A 15,665-nucleotide genomic window follows, 5' to 3' on the forward strand; every position below is an offset into this window, starting at 1 on the left:
ACGAGCATGAGTACGAAAGTGATCAGCCTAGTTTCCATTGGTGCCCACCCCAGCTCCGGCCGCGCCCGCCGCGCCGAGCAGGATGCCCGCGCCGTGGAGCTGGGTTTGCAGCTGGCTGGGGATAACTTGCAGGTGGTGCATGCGGGCGATCCACAGGAAGAGGCCTTGCGCGCTTACCTGGGCATGGGCCTGGACCACCTCGACGTGCTGGAGCAACCGGCCGGTGCCGATGTGCTGGGCGTGCTGGGTGATTATCTGCGCGACGCCGGTGCCCAGCTGGTGCTGACCGGCAGCCAGGCCGAGACTGGCGAGGGTTCGGGTATGTTGCCGTTCCTGCTGGCCGAAAAGCTCGGCTGGCCGCTGATTGTCGGGTTGGCTGAGGTGGAGTCGATCGACAACGGCACCGCGCAGGTGTTGCAGGCTTTGCCGCGAGGTCAGCGGCGTCGGCTGAAGGTACGTCTGCCATTGCTGGCGACTGTGGATAACGCTGCGCCCAAGCCGCGCCAGAGCGCTTTTGGACCTGCGCGCCGGGGGGTATTGGCGGCGCGTAACGTGGCCATTGTCGAAGATGAGCTGTTGGCTGAAGCCGAGTTGCAACCGGCCCGCCCACGGCCCAAGCGCTTGAAGGTGATCAAGGCCAAGAGTGGCGCCGATCGCATGAAGGCGGCAACCGCCAAGGCCAGCGGCGGTGGTGGCAAGGTGCTGAAGGACGTTTCGCCGCAGGAAGGCGCTGAGGCCATCCTCAAGCTGCTGGTGGAAGAGGGTGTCCTGCGCTGAGCAGGGCTAGAGGTCTCTTTATGGGAGCGTCCCGGCAAGGCCGCTCCCTCATTCAATACTCAGCATTGACCGAGCGCTTTTGCCCACCAAAACTGTTCGCCAAGGTGTGGATAAAGTGTTTGTGCATGTCTACAGGCCGTTTGTGACGGGCTCTCCAGGTTTTTGATCAAAAAACGTTCAGGCACTCTTCCAGTCTTTGCAGGCGCGTATGTCAGCATTTTCCTGATTTTGCCCACAATCCCTGTTAGCCGGTCTGTGGATAATCTGTTCGGTTACGGCTGCAGGCTGCGTAGTTAAAGGTGTTGATAGGTTTGTTCAAAAAATGATCAATCCCGTTTGAATCCTGCTCGATCCCTGATAATCAGGACTTTGAACCGCTTATCCACAACCCGGTTCCACACAATTCATCGGTTGCTCACAAAGTCTGTTGGTGTCTCTGTGGACAAGGTGTATGAACCCCGCTGTAGCCCAGTGCTAATGAGGGCTTGGCTAATATGATCAAATAATGATCAGCGCCCTGCCTGGCATTGTTGCCAGTCCGCAAAACTCCAGCCAGCCATAATCGTGTCCACAGGGCTTCATGTTTGTGGGTAACTCATGGCGTCAGTTTGCGACCCCCGTGCTTATAAGCCTTACGGCGTTATCACGCAGCTCTGGCTCCTGGGCTGGCTTTTTGTGGACAGTATCGGGATCCAGTAACTTCACGAGGCTTGGGGATGGCGTCGAATGGGCCGACCTTGGGGTACAACTTCCTGGGGCCTCCTACCGATCGTCTGGGGCTTAACACTGCGTGAATGAGTACATTCGGTTCACTCTTGAGCTTGGGAAGCGCTGCGGCGCAATTTGCAGGAGTGGAGGGTGCAATTTTGGGGGCGAACGCCGGGGCGATGATAAGCCTGACGGCACTGGCGCACGCGCTATCAACGCTGCACTTGGCCCAAGAAGCAGTCCTCTAAGTCAGGTCGGGAAAAATTTCGATTTATTGACAGGCGGAGTCCCGGCTGAGGTTGCTCCGGAAATTGCTTTGGAAGGCGTACAGAGCTCACTTCAGCGTGGTCTGCCGGTGCGGCAATCTGTAGTCAACCGTCCTGCTCATGAAGTGGGCCGAGCAAGCCCCTTAGAGAGGGCTTCGGATTCATGGGCTTTTCAGAACGATACGATGATGCTTAGACAAAGACGACCTTCGAGGTGAATTGGAGGGGCCATGTTTCAGCCCCTCCACACCTCAGTGCAGTCGCTTATTGCGCCTGCACTTCTTTCAGATAAGCCGCCGGCTCTGCTCCCAGGTTGTTCAGCATCCGCCCGCTGTACCAGTCAATGAAGTTCACCACACCAAACTCGTAAGTCTTCGAATACGGGCCAGGCTGGTACGCGGTGGAGTTGATTCCACGCTGGTTCTCTTCGGCCAGACGACGGTCCTGGTCGTTGGTGGCGTCCCACACCTTGCGCATGTTCTCTGGGTTGTAGTCCACGCCTTCCACGGCATCCTTGTGCACCAGCCACTTGGTGGTGACCATGGTTTCCTGGGCGCTGATCGGCCACACGGTGAACACGATCATGTGGTCGCCCATGCAGTGGTTCCACGAGTGCGGCAGGTGCAGGATGCGCATCGAGCCAAGGTCCGGGTTCTTGATGCGACCCATCAGCTTCTGGCAGGCCTGCTTGCCGTCCATGGTCATCGACACGGTGCCCTTGAGCAGCGGCATGCGCACGATACGGTTACGCAGGCCGTGGCTCTTGTGCAGGTAAGGGATCTTCTCGGCTTCCCAGGCTGCAGCGGAGGCGGCCACGTGGTCCTTGAATTCCTGGCTGGCGCGCGGGTCGTTGGTGTCGTCCCACTCCAGCAGGGTTTGCAGCAATTCCGGGTGCGAACCGTTGCAGTGGTAGCACTCGCGGTTGTTTTCCAGCACCAGCTTCCAGTTTGCCTTTTCCATCAAGGTGGTTTGCACCGCCACCTTGGTGTTCTCCATGTCGTACGGTTCCATGTAATGGTCCAGGGTGGCCAGGAACTCGTCGATGGCAGGCGGGTTTTCCGCCAGGCTGATGAAGATGTAGCCCCCGGCAACCTTCACGTTCACCGGCTTGAGGCCATACTGGTTCATATCGAAGTCAGCACCCATCTCGGTGCCGGCGAACAGCAGGCGGCCGTCCAGCTCGTAAGTCCACTGGTGATATGGGCACACCAGTTTGGCCACCTTGCCTTTCTCGCTGACGCACAGGCGCGAACCGCGGTGGCGGCAGACGTTGTGGAACGCATGTACCTTGCCTTCGGCACCGCGCACCACAATGATCGGGTTCTTGCCGATCTGCAGGGTGATGTAGTTGCCCTTGGCCGGGATCTCGCAGGTCATGCCGGCGATCAACCATTCTTTATGGAAGATTTCCTGCATGTCGATCTGGAACAGACGCTCGTCGGTGTAGAAAGGCTGGGGTAGCGAGTAGGTGCGCTCGCGGGTCTGCAACATCTCGGCGGTGGCCTTGCGTGCAGGTTCAAGTGGATCGCCCAGGCTCAGGGTTGCGGTGACGTCCATCGTGTATTCCTCGGGGCCGTATGCGGCCGGCAAAAGGTGGCTAATCGTTGTTGTGGTGCCGCAAGGCTGCTTCAGATAAAACAGCTAGTTCTTTTGCCGTGGAGTGTGCGTCCGAAGACGCCGCGAACCGTATCCATGGGCGACATGGCCGATTTGAATAACGACGCGCCAGCCCTTGTGCCACGGGGCTGGTCGCGATAAGCACGTCGATGTCGCAGGCAGGAATGTACGTCGTCTTCAGCTTGCGCATTATCGCAGCCATGAAAAGGGCCATAGTCGGCCGCTGGAGAAGAACATGTCCGATACCTTCCTCAATCCGGTCACTACCCAGACCTGGGCCAACGGCCGCCACATTGTGCGCTGCGTCAAGGTCATCCAGGAGACCTGGGACGTGCGCACCTTCTGCTTCATGGCCGACCAGCCGATCATGTTCTTCTTCAAGCCGGGGCAGTTCGTCACCCTGGAGCTGGAGATCGAAGGCAAGCCCGTGATGCGGTCCTACACCATCTCCAGTTCGCCGTCGGTGCCCTACAGCTTCTCGATCACCGTCAAGCGCGTGCCGGGCGGCCTGGTCTCCAACTTCCTGCACGACACCATGCACGAAGGCCTCGAACTGCCGGTGCACGGCCCTGTGGGCCTGTTCAATGCCATCGACTTCCCGTCGGGCAAGGTGCTGTACCTGTCGGGCGGTGTGGGCATTACTCCGGTGATGTCCATGGCGCGCTGGTTCTACGACACCAACGCCAATGTCGACATGGTGTTCGTGCACAGCGCCCGTTCGCCGAAGGACATCATCTACCACCGCGAGCTGGAGCAGATGGCTTCGCGCATCCCCAACTTCAGCCTGCACATCATTTGCGAAAAGCATGGCCTGGGCGAGCCGTGGGCGGGGTACCGCGGTTACCTGAACCAGCGGCTGATGGAGCTGATCGCGCCGGACTACATGGAGCGCGTGGTGTTCTGCTGCGGCCCGACGCCGTACATGACAGCGGTCAAGCGCCTGCTCGAAGCGGTCGGTTTCGACATGGCGAATTACCATGAGGAATCGTTCGGCGCGACGCCGGCAGAAGCCAAGGCCGATGCCGTGGAGCACGCCGAGCAGGCGGCCGATGCACCGGAGCTGGATGCGTCCGACCTCAATCTGGTGGAGTTCATCGGCAGCGAGAAGAGCATCCGCATCGCCCCGGGCGAGACCGTGCACGCGGCGGCAGCCAAGGTTGGCCTGATGATCCCGAAAGCCTGCGGCATGGGCATCTGCGGCACCTGCAAGGTGCTCAAGCTGGGTGGTGAAGTGGAGATGGAGCACAACGGCGGGATTACCGAAGAGGACGAAGCCGAGGGCTACATCCTGTCGTGCTGCAGCGTGCCGAAAGGGGATGTGCGGATCGATTACTGATTCGAGATATCGGGGCTGCTTGCGCAGCCCTGTTCTATTGCAGGACTGGCACTTTTGCCAGTTTCAGAGTGCCTGGTGGCCGAGTAAGGTTGCCTGAAACCACTCTGGATGATTGTATGAACCAAAGCAATTCGCTTGCCGTGAGTATGTGCCGCTCAGCGCCATACGATCCCTACGGCGCGCAATTTGGCAATCATGCTTCTCTACTCGCATTCAATGGAGAGCTGCGCGACGCCCCCACTGGCAATTATCTGCTTGGCAATGGCAGAAGAGCATATAGCCCAACCTTGAGGCGATTTTTGTCTGCAGACCAACTAAGCCCGTTTTCCAAAGGTGGCATCAACGCTTATGCCTACTGCCTGGGAGACCCGCTCAACAGGCATGATCCAAGTGGAACGTCCAGCCTCTGGGTGCTGGCTAAACGAGTTGTATGGTTTGGATCGCGAATCAAAGCATTTTTTTCTGGCCGCGATCGGTTGAAGACGTTGGGCGAGGGCGCTACATGGTTGGCCGGCATCGGCGGCGCCATGGCCTCTTACGGAGTACCCGGTGCCAAAGAGTTGGCTGCTGTTGGCAGCGTCGTGAGGTTCAGCGTTAAAGTCGTTTCGGTCGGTAAGGCTCTGAAGAAGCATGTTGATCATTTGATCCCTGCCTCAGGACCTTATGTGATGGATCTGGCTGGTGCCGAATTTTCGCCGTTTGTTGGCCCATTTGCCGGTAATCCTCAAATTGACTCGCAAGCCAGTAAGTCGGTCGGACCGGTGAGGCTGCAAAGCGGCTTCAGTTCCTCAGCAATGCCCCCCCGCCCCATGCCCGTACCTCGGGCGAAGTTTGTGAGGCAGCTATCTTTTTCCTGACCGGCGGTTGACTCAAGTCGGAACAAGGTGCCGGTTATCCTGTCAATCTGCGGGTTCGACACCTTATGAATCCGATATTTAATGGCGATAGGGCGCACTTTTCTTTATCGTGTGTGCCCCTCGCAACAACCTGAGATAGACCCATGCTGGAAGCTTCCCTGAATCAAATCGAGCAACTGGTCAGCGACCTGATGCAGAAAAACGCTCAACTCATCGAGCAGAACACCGCCCTTGGCCAGGAACTGGCCCAGGCCAAGGAAGAGAACGAAACCCTGCAACTGTCGCTGATGGAGCAGGAAGAGAAGAACGGCGCTACCGCAGCACGCATCCAGGCCCTGGTCGAGCGTGCCAGCGCGGGCGTTGTTGGCGCATGAGACTGCAGGAGCAGCCGATCAATGTCGTGTCGATTCTCGGCATCGACTATTCGATCAAGGCGCCCGAAGGCCAGGAAGAAACCCTGGCCCAGGCGGTACGGATGCTCAACAAAGCCCTTAACGAGACCAAGCGTCAGTACCCGACCTTGATCGGTGACAAACTGCTGGTGCTGGCTGCCCTTAACCTGTGCTCCAAACAGGTTGAACTGCAGAAAGAGCATCAGCAGACCCTTGCGCGTACTCAAGCGCAAATCGACGCCACGGTGGATGCCATCGTGCGGACCATTGCAGAGCAATAAGACCGCACACTTTCCCCTCTAGGAGCGGGTTTACCCGCGAATGCGTCAGTGGCTTCAACATCGCGTTCGCGGGTAAATCCGCTCCTGCGGGGTGCATCTGATTGCTTCAGATCACTGGATTAACTGGATACGCAAGTGTATACACTTTCCGCAGAACAATAATGTGCGGGGAGTAGGGGCATGCGTATCTGGCGTAAGAGCATCCAGTTGCAATTGATCACCAGCATGGGCGCTGCCTTGCTGGCGAGCATCCTGGTGGTGGTCATTATCTTCACCGTGGCGCTCAACCGTCTCACCGACCGCTACCTGGTCGACACTGCCCTGCCCGCCAGCGTCGAGGCCATCCGCAACGACATCGAGCGCATGCTGGGGCAACCGTTGGTCGCTGCCGCGGACATTGCCGGTAATACTCTGCTGCGCGACTGGCTTGCTGCCGGTGAAGATCCCGCGCAGGCACCCCAATTCATCGAATACCTGGCCGCCGCCAAACAGCGCAACCACGCTTTTACTGCGCTGTTCGCCTCGACCGAAACCGGCCACTACTACAGCGAGAAGGGCCTGGACCGTACCCTCAGCCGCAGCAACCCCAAGGACAATTGGTTTTACGGTTACATCGACAGCGGCGCCGAGCGGTTCATCAACATCGACATCGATGGTGCCACCGGCGAGCTGGCACTGTTCATCGATTATCGTGTGGAAAAGGAAGGCAAGCTGGTGGGTGTGGCCGGCATGGGCCTGCGCATGACCGAGTTGTCGAAGCTGATCCACGATTTCAGCTTTGGCGAGCACGGCAAAGTGTTTCTGGTGCGCAACGATGGTTTGATCCAGGTGCATCCCGATGGTGCCTTCAGTGGCAAGCGCCAGCTTGCCGAGCAGCTTGGCGCGGACGCAGCCAAAGGTGTCATGACCGGAGGCGCGAGCCTGCGTAGCAGCCGCTTCAGCCGTGACGGTGAGCGCTACCTGGCGCTGGGCTTGCCCTTGCGCGACCTCAACTGGACCCTTGTGGCCGAAGTGCCAGAGTCGGAAATTTACGCGCAAATGCATCAGGCCGTCTGGCTGACCAGCCTGATCGGTGGCGCCGTAGCCTTGGTGTCGCTGCTGTTGGTGGTACTGCTGGCGCGAGGCCTGGTGCGGCCGATCCGCCGCGTTACCGCTGCATTGGTTCAGATTGGCGGTGGAGCGGGGGATCTCAGCCACCGTCTGGACGATTCGCGCCAGGATGAGCTGGGTGACCTGGCCCGTGGTTTCAACCGCTTTCTGGACAGCCAGCGCAGCCTGATCGGCGAGGTGTTGAGTACCTCCGAGCGGCTGCGGCGGGCCGTGGAGCAGGTAACCCAGGTGGTGGACAACACTGCCGAGCGCTCCGGGCGCCAGCAGGAGATGACCGAAATGGTCGCCACTGCTGTACACGAGATGGGCCTGACCGTGCAGGACATCGCCCGTAATGCCGGCGATGCGGCCCAGGCGTCGCAGTCGGCACGAGACGAGGCGTTGCAGGCGCGCGAGGTGGTGCAACGATCCATTCGTGGCATCGAGGGCATGTCGGGTGACATCGGCAAGGCGGCCGATGCGGTCAGCCAACTGGCTGACGAAGTCGCCTCGGTCGATGAAGTGCTCGCGGTAATCCGCAGCATTTCCGAGCAGACCAACCTGCTCGCGCTGAACGCTGCCATCGAGGCCGCGCGGGCAGGGGAGATGGGGCGCGGGTTCGCTGTGGTGGCCGATGAAGTACGTACGCTGGCCCGGCGCACACAGCTGTCCACCGATGAAGTGCAGCAGATGATCCAGCGCCTGAAGCTGGGGGCAGGTTCGGCGGTGAGTTCAATGCAGGCAGGGCAGCAGGCTACCGGCAGCGGCGTGGAATCGAGCCAGCGCACCGGGGCATCGCTGAGCGCGATTACCGACCAGGTAGAGCACATCAGTGACATGAATCACCAAGTGGCCACGGCTACCGAGGAGCAGTCGGCGGTGACCGAGGAAATCAACCGGACGGTGCAGGGGATTTCCGATTTGGCGCGTGAGACGGCGGCGGAGGTGCAAGGGTGCCGCGAGGAGTGCCAGGCGTTGCGTGGGTTGGCTGATGACCTGGCGCGGCAGATGGGTGGGTTCAGGCTTTAGATCGCCGGGGCCGCAAGGCGGCCCCAGCACTCGCTCAGCCACCAATGATCGTGCGGATATCCGCGGCCAGCTCACGCACCCGCGCTTCTTCGGTATCCCACGAGCACATGAAGCGCGCGCCACCGCTGCCGATAAAGGTATAGAAGCGCCAGCCCTTGCCCCGCAGCGCCTCGATGGCGTGCTCCGGCATCTGCAGGAACACCCCGTTGGCCTCCACCGGGAACATCAGCTCTACCCCCGGCAGGCCACTGACCAACGATGCCAGCAGCTGCGCGCAATGATTGGCGTGGTTTCCATGGCGTAACCAGGCGCCATCTTCCAGCAGCCCGACCCATGGCGCCGACAAGAAGCGCATTTTCGACGCCAGTTGCCCGGCTTGCTTGCAGCGATAATCGAAGTCTTCGGCCAACTGGCGGTTGAAGAACAGAATCGCCTCGCCCACCGCCATGCCGTTCTTGGTGCCGCCAAAGCACAGCACATCCACACCGGCCTTCCAGGTCAGTTCGGCCGGGCTGCAGCCCAGGAAAGCACAGGCGTTGGTAAAGCGTGCGCCGTCCATGTGCAGGTTCAGGCCCAGCTCCTTGCAGGTGGCGCTGATCGCCTTCAGCTCGTCTGGGCGGTACACCGTGCCCACTTCCGTGGCCTGGGTAATGGTCACCACGCGCGGCTTGGGGTAATGGATATCCTGGCGTTTGAGCGCCACTTCGCGGATCGACTGTGGCGTCAGCTTGCCGTTGACGCTGGCCGCTGTCAGCAGCTTGGAGCCGTTGGAGAAAAACTCCGGCGCACCGCATTCGTCGGTTTCGACGTGGGCGGTCTCGGAGCAGATCACGCTGTGGTAGCTCTGGCACAGCGACGCCAGGGCCAGGGAGTTGGCCGCGGTACCGTTGAAAGCGAAGAACACTTCGCAGTCGGTTTCGAACAGATTGCGGAAGTACTCCGATGCACGCTCGGTCCACTGGTCGTCGCCGTAGGCGCGGTCGTGGCCGCGGTTGGCTTTTTCCATCGCCGCCCAGGCTTCGGGGCAGATGCCGGAATAGTTGTCGCTGGCGAATTGTTGGCTCTTGTCTGTCATGGCACGGTCCTGTGAACGACGCAGAACAGCACTCTAAACCATCGATTCAGCACTTGCCTATACAACCCGTGCATCGGCTGATTTCTGTGTTGTCCGGGCTGGCCCTTTCGCGGGTGAACCCGCTCCCACAGGGCGCCGCAAGCCTTCAGAGCGCGACCGTACCTGTGGGAGCGGGTTCACCCGCGAAAGGGCCAGCACAAACAGCACAACAGCGAATGTCGTAAACGCGCCATTGCAAGGCGTGCGCAGGCATCTGACCCGACCCCACCAGTCATAACATCGCCACAAAGGGCCACAGTGCCCCACGACAAAAAATGATCGCTGCCGGGAGATACACAATGTTCAGCAAGCAAGACCAGATCCAGGGTTACGACGATGCACTGCTGGCGGCGATGAATGCCGAAGAACAGCGCCAGGAAGATCACATCGAGCTGATCGCCTCGGAGAACTACACCAGCAAGCGCGTCATGCAGGCCCAAGGCAGCGGCCTGACCAACAAGTACGCCGAAGGCTACCCGGGCAAGCGTTACTACGGTGGCTGCGAGCACGTAGACAAGGTAGAGGCCCTGGCTATCGAGCGCGCCAAGCAGCTGTTCGGTGCCGACTACGCAAACGTCCAGCCGCACTCCGGCTCGTCGGCCAACGGCGCGGTCTACCTGGCCCTGCTGCAAGCCGGTGACACCATCCTGGGCATGAGCCTGGCCCACGGTGGTCACCTGACCCACGGCGCCAAAGTGTCCTCCTCGGGCAAACTGTACAACGCTGTCCAGTACGGCATCGACACCAACACCGGCCTGATCGACTATGATGAAGTCGAGCGCCTGGCGGTCGAGCACAAGCCGAAAATGATCGTTGCCGGTTTCTCGGCCTACTCCAAGACCCTCGACTTCCCACGCTTCCGCGCCATCGCCGACAAAGTGGGCGCACTGCTGTTCGTCGACATGGCCCACGTTGCCGGCCTGGTTGCCGCTGGCCTGTACCCGAACCCGATCCCGTTCGCCGACGTGGTCACCACCACTACCCACAAGACCCTGCGCGGTCCACGTGGCGGCCTGATCCTGGCCAAGTCGAACGAAGAGATCGAGAAAAAGCTGAACGCCGCTGTATTCCCGGGCGCCCAGGGTGGCCCGCTGATGCACGTGATCGCTGCCAAGGCGGTGTGCTTCAAGGAAGCGCTGGAGCCTGAATTCAAGGCCTACCAGCAGCAAGTGATCGAAAACGCCCAGGCCATGGCCAAGGTGTTCATCGACCGTGGCTACGATGTGGTTTCCGGTGGTACCGACAACCACCTGTTCCTGGTCAGCCTGATCCGTCAGGGCCTGACTGGCAAAGATGCCGACGCCGCCCTGGGTCGTGCGCATATCACCGTCAACAAGAACGCCGTGCCGAACGACCCGCAGTCGCCGTTCGTCACTTCGGGTCTGCGTATCGGCACCCCGGCCGTCACCACCCGCGGCTTCAAGGTCGCTCAGTGTGTGGCATTGGCTGGCTGGATTTGCGACATCCTCGACAACCTCGGTGACGCAGACGTCGAAGCCGATGTGGCGAAGAACGTCGCGGCCCTGTGCGCAGATTTCCCTGTCTACCGCTGAGTGGAGTCACACACCATGCAACGTTACTCGGGCTTCGGCCTTTTCAAGCACTCCCTCAGCCACCACGAAAACTGGCAGCGGATGTGGCGCACGCCAACCCCTAAAAAGGTTTACGACGTGGTTATTGTCGGTGGTGGCGGCCATGGCCTGGCCACGGCCTACTACCTGGCCAAAGAGCACGGCATCACCAACGTTGCCGTGATCGAGAAGGGCTACCTGGGCGGCGGCAACACCGCCCGTAACACCACCATCGTGCGTTCCAACTACCTGTGGGACGAGTCGGCGCACCTGTACGAGCACGCCATGAAGCTGTGGGAGGGCCTGTCCCAGGACCTCAACTACAACGTGATGTTCTCCCAGCGCGGTGTTTACAACCTGTGTCACACCCTGCAGGACATGCGTGACTCCGAGCGTCGGGTCAGCGCCAACCGCCTCAACGGCGTGGATGGCGAGCTGCTGAATACTGCCCAGGTTGCGGCCGAAATCCCGTACCTGGACTGCTCCAAGAACACCCGCTACCCGATCCTCGGCGCCACCGTACAGCGCCGTGGCGGCGTTGCCCGTCACGATGCCGTGGCCTGGGGCTTCGCCCGCGCTGCCGACGCCTTGGGTGTCGACCTGATCCAGCAAACCGAAGTGATCGGCTTCCGCAAGGAAAACGGCGCGGTCATCGGTGTGGAAACCAACAAAGGCTTCATCGGCGCCAAGCGCGTCGGCGTGGTCACCGCCGGTAACTCCGGGCACATGGCCAAGCTGGCCGGCTTCCGCCTGCCGCTGGAATCGCACCCGCTCCAAGCGCTGGTATCCGAGCCGATCAAGCCGATCATCGACAGCGTGATCATGTCCAACGCCGTGCACGGCTACATCAGCCAGTCCGACAAAGGCGACCTGGTGATCGGTGCCGGTATCGACGGCTGGGTCGGCTACGGCCAGCGCGGTTCGTACCCGGTGATCGAGCACACCCTGCAGGCCATCGTCGAGATGTTCCCCAACCTTTCGCGTGTTCGCATGAACCGCCAGTGGGGCGGCATCGTAGACACCTCGCCGGACGCCTGCCCGATCATCACCAAAACCCCGGTCAAGAACATGTTCTTCAACTGCGGTTGGGGTACTGGCGGCTTCAAGGCGACCCCCGGTTCGGGCAACGTCTTCGCCGCGAGCCTGGCCAAGGGCGAAATGCACCCACTGGCCGCGCCGTTCTCCATGGACCGTTTCTACAACGGCGCACTGATCGACGAACACGGCGCCGCCGCCGTCGCCCACTAACCGGAGACACCGTCATGTTGCATATTTTCTGTCCCCACTGCGGCGAGCTGCGCTCCGAAGAAGAGTTCCACGCCTCTGGCCAGGCACACATCGCCCGCCCGCTGGACCCTAACGCCTGCTCCGACGAGGAGTGGGGTACCTACATGTTCTACCGTGACAACCCACGCGGTATTCACCATGAACTGTGGGACCACGTTGCCGGCTGCCGCCAGTACTTCAACGTCACCCGTGACACCGTGACCTACGAAATTCTGGAAACCTACAAGATTGGCGAGAAGCCGCAAGTGACCGCCAATGGCAAAGCCGCCAGCGCCACGTCGACCGTCAAAGGCCAAGGGGAAAAAGTATGAGCCAGACCTATCGCCTCGCCAGCGGCGGCCGTATCGACCGCAGCAAGGTCCTGAACTTCACCTTCAACGGCAAGACCTACCAGGGTTATGCCGGTGACAGCCTGGCCGCCGCGTTGCTGGCCAACGGCGTCGACATTGTCGGCCGTAGCTTCAAGTACTCGCGCCCGCGCGGCATCATCGCCGCCGGTACCGAAGAGCCGAACGCCATCCTGCAGATCGGCTCCAGCGAAGCTACCCAGATCCCCAACGTGCGTGCCACCCAGCAGGCGCTGTACGCAGGTCTTGTCGCCACCAGCACCAACGGCTGGCCGAACGTCAACAACGACGTCATGGGCATCCTCGGCAAGGTTGGCGGCAGCATGATGCCGCCGGGCTTCTACTACAAAACCTTCATGTACCCCAAATCGTTCTGGATGACTTACGAGAAGTACATCCGTAAAGCCGCCGGCCTGGGCCGTGCACCGCTGCAGAACGATCCTGACAGCTACGACTACATGAACCGGCACTGCGACGTGCTGATCGTCGGCGCCGGCCCTGCTGGCCTGGCTGCGGCATTGGCCGCTGCGCGCAGCGGTGCCCGCGTGATCCTGGCTGACGAGCAGGAAGAGTTCGGCGGCAGCCTGCTCGACACCCGCGAAACCCTCGACGGCAAGCCTGCCGCCGACTGGGTCAACGCAGTGGTCAAAGAGCTGGAAAGCCTGCCAGAAGTGACCCTGCTGCCACGTGCCACGGTCAACGGCTACCACGACCATAACTTCCTGACCATTCACGAGCGCCTCACCGACCACCTCGGCGATCGCGCCCCGATCGGCCAGGTTCGCCACCGCGTGCACCGCGTTCGCGCCAAGCGTGTGGTACTGGCTGCCGGCGCCCACGAGCGCCCGCTGGTGTACGGCAACAACGACGTGCCGGGCAACATGCTGGCCGGTGCTGTTTCCACCTATGTTCGCCGCTATGGCGTGGCCCCGGGTCGCAAGCTGGTACTGTCGACCAACAACGACCACGCCTATCGCGCCGCGCTGGACTGGCACGACGCAGGCCTGCAAGTGGTCGCCATTGCCGACGCCCGCCACAACCCGCGTGGTTCGCTGGTTGAAGAAGCGCGTGCCAAAGGCATTCGCATCCTCACCTCCAGCGCCGTGGTCGAGGCCAAAGGCAGCAAGCACGTCACCGGTGCCCGTGTGGCGGCCATCGATGTGCAGGCGCACAAAGTCACCAGCCCAGGCGAAGTCCTCGAGTGCGACCTGATCGCGTCCTCGGGCGGTTACAGCCCGATCGTGCACCTGGCTTCGCACCTGGGCGGTCGCCCGGTATGGCGTGACGATATCCTTGGCTTTGTGCCGGGCGATGCGCCGCAGAAGCGTGAGTGCGTCGGTGGTATCAACGGCGTGTATGCCTTGGGCGATGTGATTGCCGATGGCTTCGAAGGCGGCGTCCGCGCAGCCACTGAGGCCGGTTTCAAGGCCACTGTCGGCACCCTGCCAAAAACCGTGGCGCGCAAGGAAGAGGCCACTGTGGCACTGTTCCTGGTGCCGCACGACAAAGGCACCAAGGGGCCGAAGCAGTTCGTCGACCAGCAGAACGACGTGACCGCAGCCGGTATCGAACTGGCCACCCGTGAAGGCTTCGAGTCGGTCGAGCACGTCAAGCGCTACACCGCGCTGGGCTTCGGTACCGACCAGGGCAAACTGGGCAACATCAACGGCCTGGCCATCGCCGCCCGTTCGATCGGCATCACCATCCCGGAAATGGGTACCACCATGTTCCGCCCCAACTACACGCCGGTCACTTTCGGCGCGGTAGCGGGCCGTCACTGTGGTCACCTGTTCGAGCCCGTGCGCTTCACTGCCCTGCATGCCTGGCACGTGAAGAATGGCGCCGAGTTCGAAGACGTCGGCCAGTGGAAGCGCCCGTGGTACTTCCCGAAAGCCGGCGAAGACATCCATGCTGCCGTCACGCGTGAATGCAAGGCAGTGCGCGACAGCGTCGGCCTGCTGGACGCCTCGACCCTGGGCAAGATCGACATCCAGGGCCCGGACGCGCGCGAATTCCTCAACCGCATCTACACCAACGCCTGGACCAAGCTCGACGTGGGCAAGGCCCGCTACGGCCTGATGTGCAAGGAAGACGGCATGGTCTTCGACGACGGCGTAACCGCCTGCGTCGGCGACAACCACTTCATCATGACCACCACCACCGGCGGCGCTGCCCGCGTGCTGCAGTGGATGGAGCTGTATCACCAGACCGAATGGCCAGAGCTGAAGGTGTATTTCACTTCGGTCACTGACCACTGGGCCACCATGACCCTGTCCGGCCCTAACAGCCGCAAGCTGCTGAGCGAGCTGACCGACATCGACATGGACAAGGAAGCCTTCCCGTTCATGACCTGGAAGGAAGGCAACGTCGGTGGCGTGCCGGCCCGTGTGTTCCGTATCTCGTTCACCGGCGAGCTGTCGTACGAAGTGAACGTGCAGGCCAACTACGCGATGGGCGTGCTGGAACAGATCATCGAGGCCGGCAAGAAGTACAACCTGACCCCGTACGGCACCGAGACCATGCACGTACTGCGTGCAGAGAAGGGCTTCATCATCGTGGGCCAGGACACCGATGGTTCGATGAACCCGGACGACCTGAACATGAGCTGGTGCGTTGGCCGCAACAAGCCGTTCTCGTGGATCGGCCTGCGTGGCATGAACCGCGAAGACTGCGTACGTGAGAACCGCAAGCAGCTGGTGGGCCTGAAGCCGGTCGACCCGACCAAGTGGCTGCCGGAAGGCGCCCAACTGGTGTTCGACCCGAAACAGCCAATCCCGATGGACATGGTCGGCCACGTCACCTCCAGCTACGCGTCCAACTCCCTGGGCTACTCGTTCGCCATGGGTGTGGTCAAAGGCGGCCTCAAGCGCATGGGCGAGCGTGTCTACTCGCCGCAGGCGGATGGCAGCGTGATCGAGGCGGAAATCGTGTCTTCGGTGTTCTTCGATCCGAAGGGTGAGCGGCAGAACGTCTAAGGCCCCCGGTCCAACCGGT

At 61.2% G+C, this 15,665-nt stretch carries 11 protein-coding genes and 2 pseudogenes; 11 read left to right on the forward strand and 2 right to left on the reverse strand.

All coding sequences use genetic code 11. From position 1 onward, the window contains the following. The first annotated feature begins 6 nt into the window (after nt 1-6). On the forward strand, nt 7-777 hold the full coding sequence (etfB, locus tag AC3B5Q_RS01355; RefSeq protein ID WP_003255694.1) for an electron transfer flavoprotein subunit beta: 771 nt from the start codon (nt 7-9) through the stop codon (nt 775-777). A 1,238-nt stretch (nt 778-2,015) separates the two neighbouring features. On the opposite strand, the gene gbca is transcribed toward etfB, so the two are convergent. Further along, entirely contained in the window at nt 2,016-3,308 is a 1,293-nt protein-coding gene (gbca, locus tag AC3B5Q_RS01360) for a glycine betaine monooxygenase oxygenase subunit (protein WP_021782651.1), read from the reverse strand. A 295-nt stretch (nt 3,309-3,603) separates the two neighbouring features. Here gbca and gbcB point away from each other — a divergent pair, with 295 nt between their 5' ends. The 6 genes and pseudogenes from gbcB to mcpH (AC3B5Q_RS01390) all read left to right on the forward strand — a co-directional run. Then, a complete protein-coding gene (gene gbcB, locus AC3B5Q_RS01365) occupies nt 3,604-4,704 on the forward strand; it encodes a glycine betaine monooxygenase reductase subunit (protein WP_021782652.1) in 1,101 nt (366 codons plus the stop codon). Nucleotides 4,705-4,820: 116 nt separating this feature from the next. Then, nucleotides 4,821-5,561 (forward strand): RHS repeat-associated core domain-containing protein, encoded by a 741-nt coding sequence (locus AC3B5Q_RS01370; protein WP_488392799.1) that lies wholly within the window; start codon nt 4,821-4,823, stop codon nt 5,559-5,561. A 143-nt stretch (nt 5,562-5,704) separates the two neighbouring features. Beyond that, a complete protein-coding gene (locus AC3B5Q_RS01375) occupies nt 5,705-5,935 on the forward strand; it encodes a hypothetical protein (protein ID WP_003255686.1) in 231 nt (76 codons plus the stop codon). Beyond that, entirely contained in the window at nt 5,932-6,234 is a 303-nt protein-coding gene (locus AC3B5Q_RS01380) for a cell division protein ZapA (protein ID WP_003255684.1), read from the forward strand. The genes AC3B5Q_RS01375 and AC3B5Q_RS01380 overlap by 4 nt, the downstream gene beginning before the upstream one ends. A 225-nt stretch (nt 6,235-6,459) precedes the next feature. After that, nucleotides 6,460-7,488, forward strand: a pseudogene (gene mcpH / locus AC3B5Q_RS01385) (methyl-accepting chemotaxis protein McpH); the annotation flags it as partial. Nucleotides 7,489-7,836: 348 nt separating this feature from the next. Beyond that, a pseudogene (gene mcpH / locus AC3B5Q_RS01390) lies at nt 7,837-8,352 on the forward strand (methyl-accepting chemotaxis protein McpH); the annotation flags it as partial. Between the two features lie 34 nt (nt 8,353-8,386). Here mcpH (AC3B5Q_RS01390) and AC3B5Q_RS01395 read toward each other — a convergent pair. After that, a complete protein-coding gene (locus AC3B5Q_RS01395; protein ID WP_021782654.1) occupies nt 8,387-9,427 on the reverse strand; it encodes a threonine aldolase family protein in 1,041 nt (346 codons plus the stop codon). 338 nt (nt 9,428-9,765) lie between these two features. Between AC3B5Q_RS01395 and AC3B5Q_RS01400 the strand changes: the two genes are divergently transcribed. Genes AC3B5Q_RS01400 through AC3B5Q_RS01415 form a run of 4 tightly spaced genes read left to right on the forward strand, consistent with a single transcriptional unit; the run spans nt 9,766 to nt 15,646 of the window. Beyond that, entirely contained in the window at nt 9,766-11,019 is a 1,254-nt protein-coding gene (locus tag AC3B5Q_RS01400; RefSeq protein WP_021782655.1) for a serine hydroxymethyltransferase, read from the forward strand. A gap of 15 nt (nt 11,020-11,034) precedes the next feature. Next, on the forward strand, nt 11,035-12,285 hold the full coding sequence (locus tag AC3B5Q_RS01405) for a sarcosine oxidase subunit beta family protein (protein WP_003255680.1): 1,251 nt from the start codon (nt 11,035-11,037) through the stop codon (nt 12,283-12,285). Between the two features lie 14 nt (nt 12,286-12,299). Continuing rightward, nucleotides 12,300-12,635, forward strand: a complete 336-nt coding sequence (locus AC3B5Q_RS01410; RefSeq protein WP_003255679.1) for a sarcosine oxidase subunit delta — start codon at nt 12,300-12,302, stop codon at nt 12,633-12,635. Next, complete coding sequence (locus tag AC3B5Q_RS01415) at nt 12,632-15,646, forward strand: sarcosine oxidase subunit alpha (protein ID WP_021782656.1); 3,015 nt, start codon at nt 12,632-12,634, stop codon at nt 15,644-15,646. Before AC3B5Q_RS01410 ends, AC3B5Q_RS01415 begins: the two co-directional genes overlap by 4 nt. The last annotated feature ends 19 nt before the right edge of the window (nt 15,647-15,665 follow it).

Source organism: Pseudomonas sp. D5(2026) (assembly GCF_057766845.1).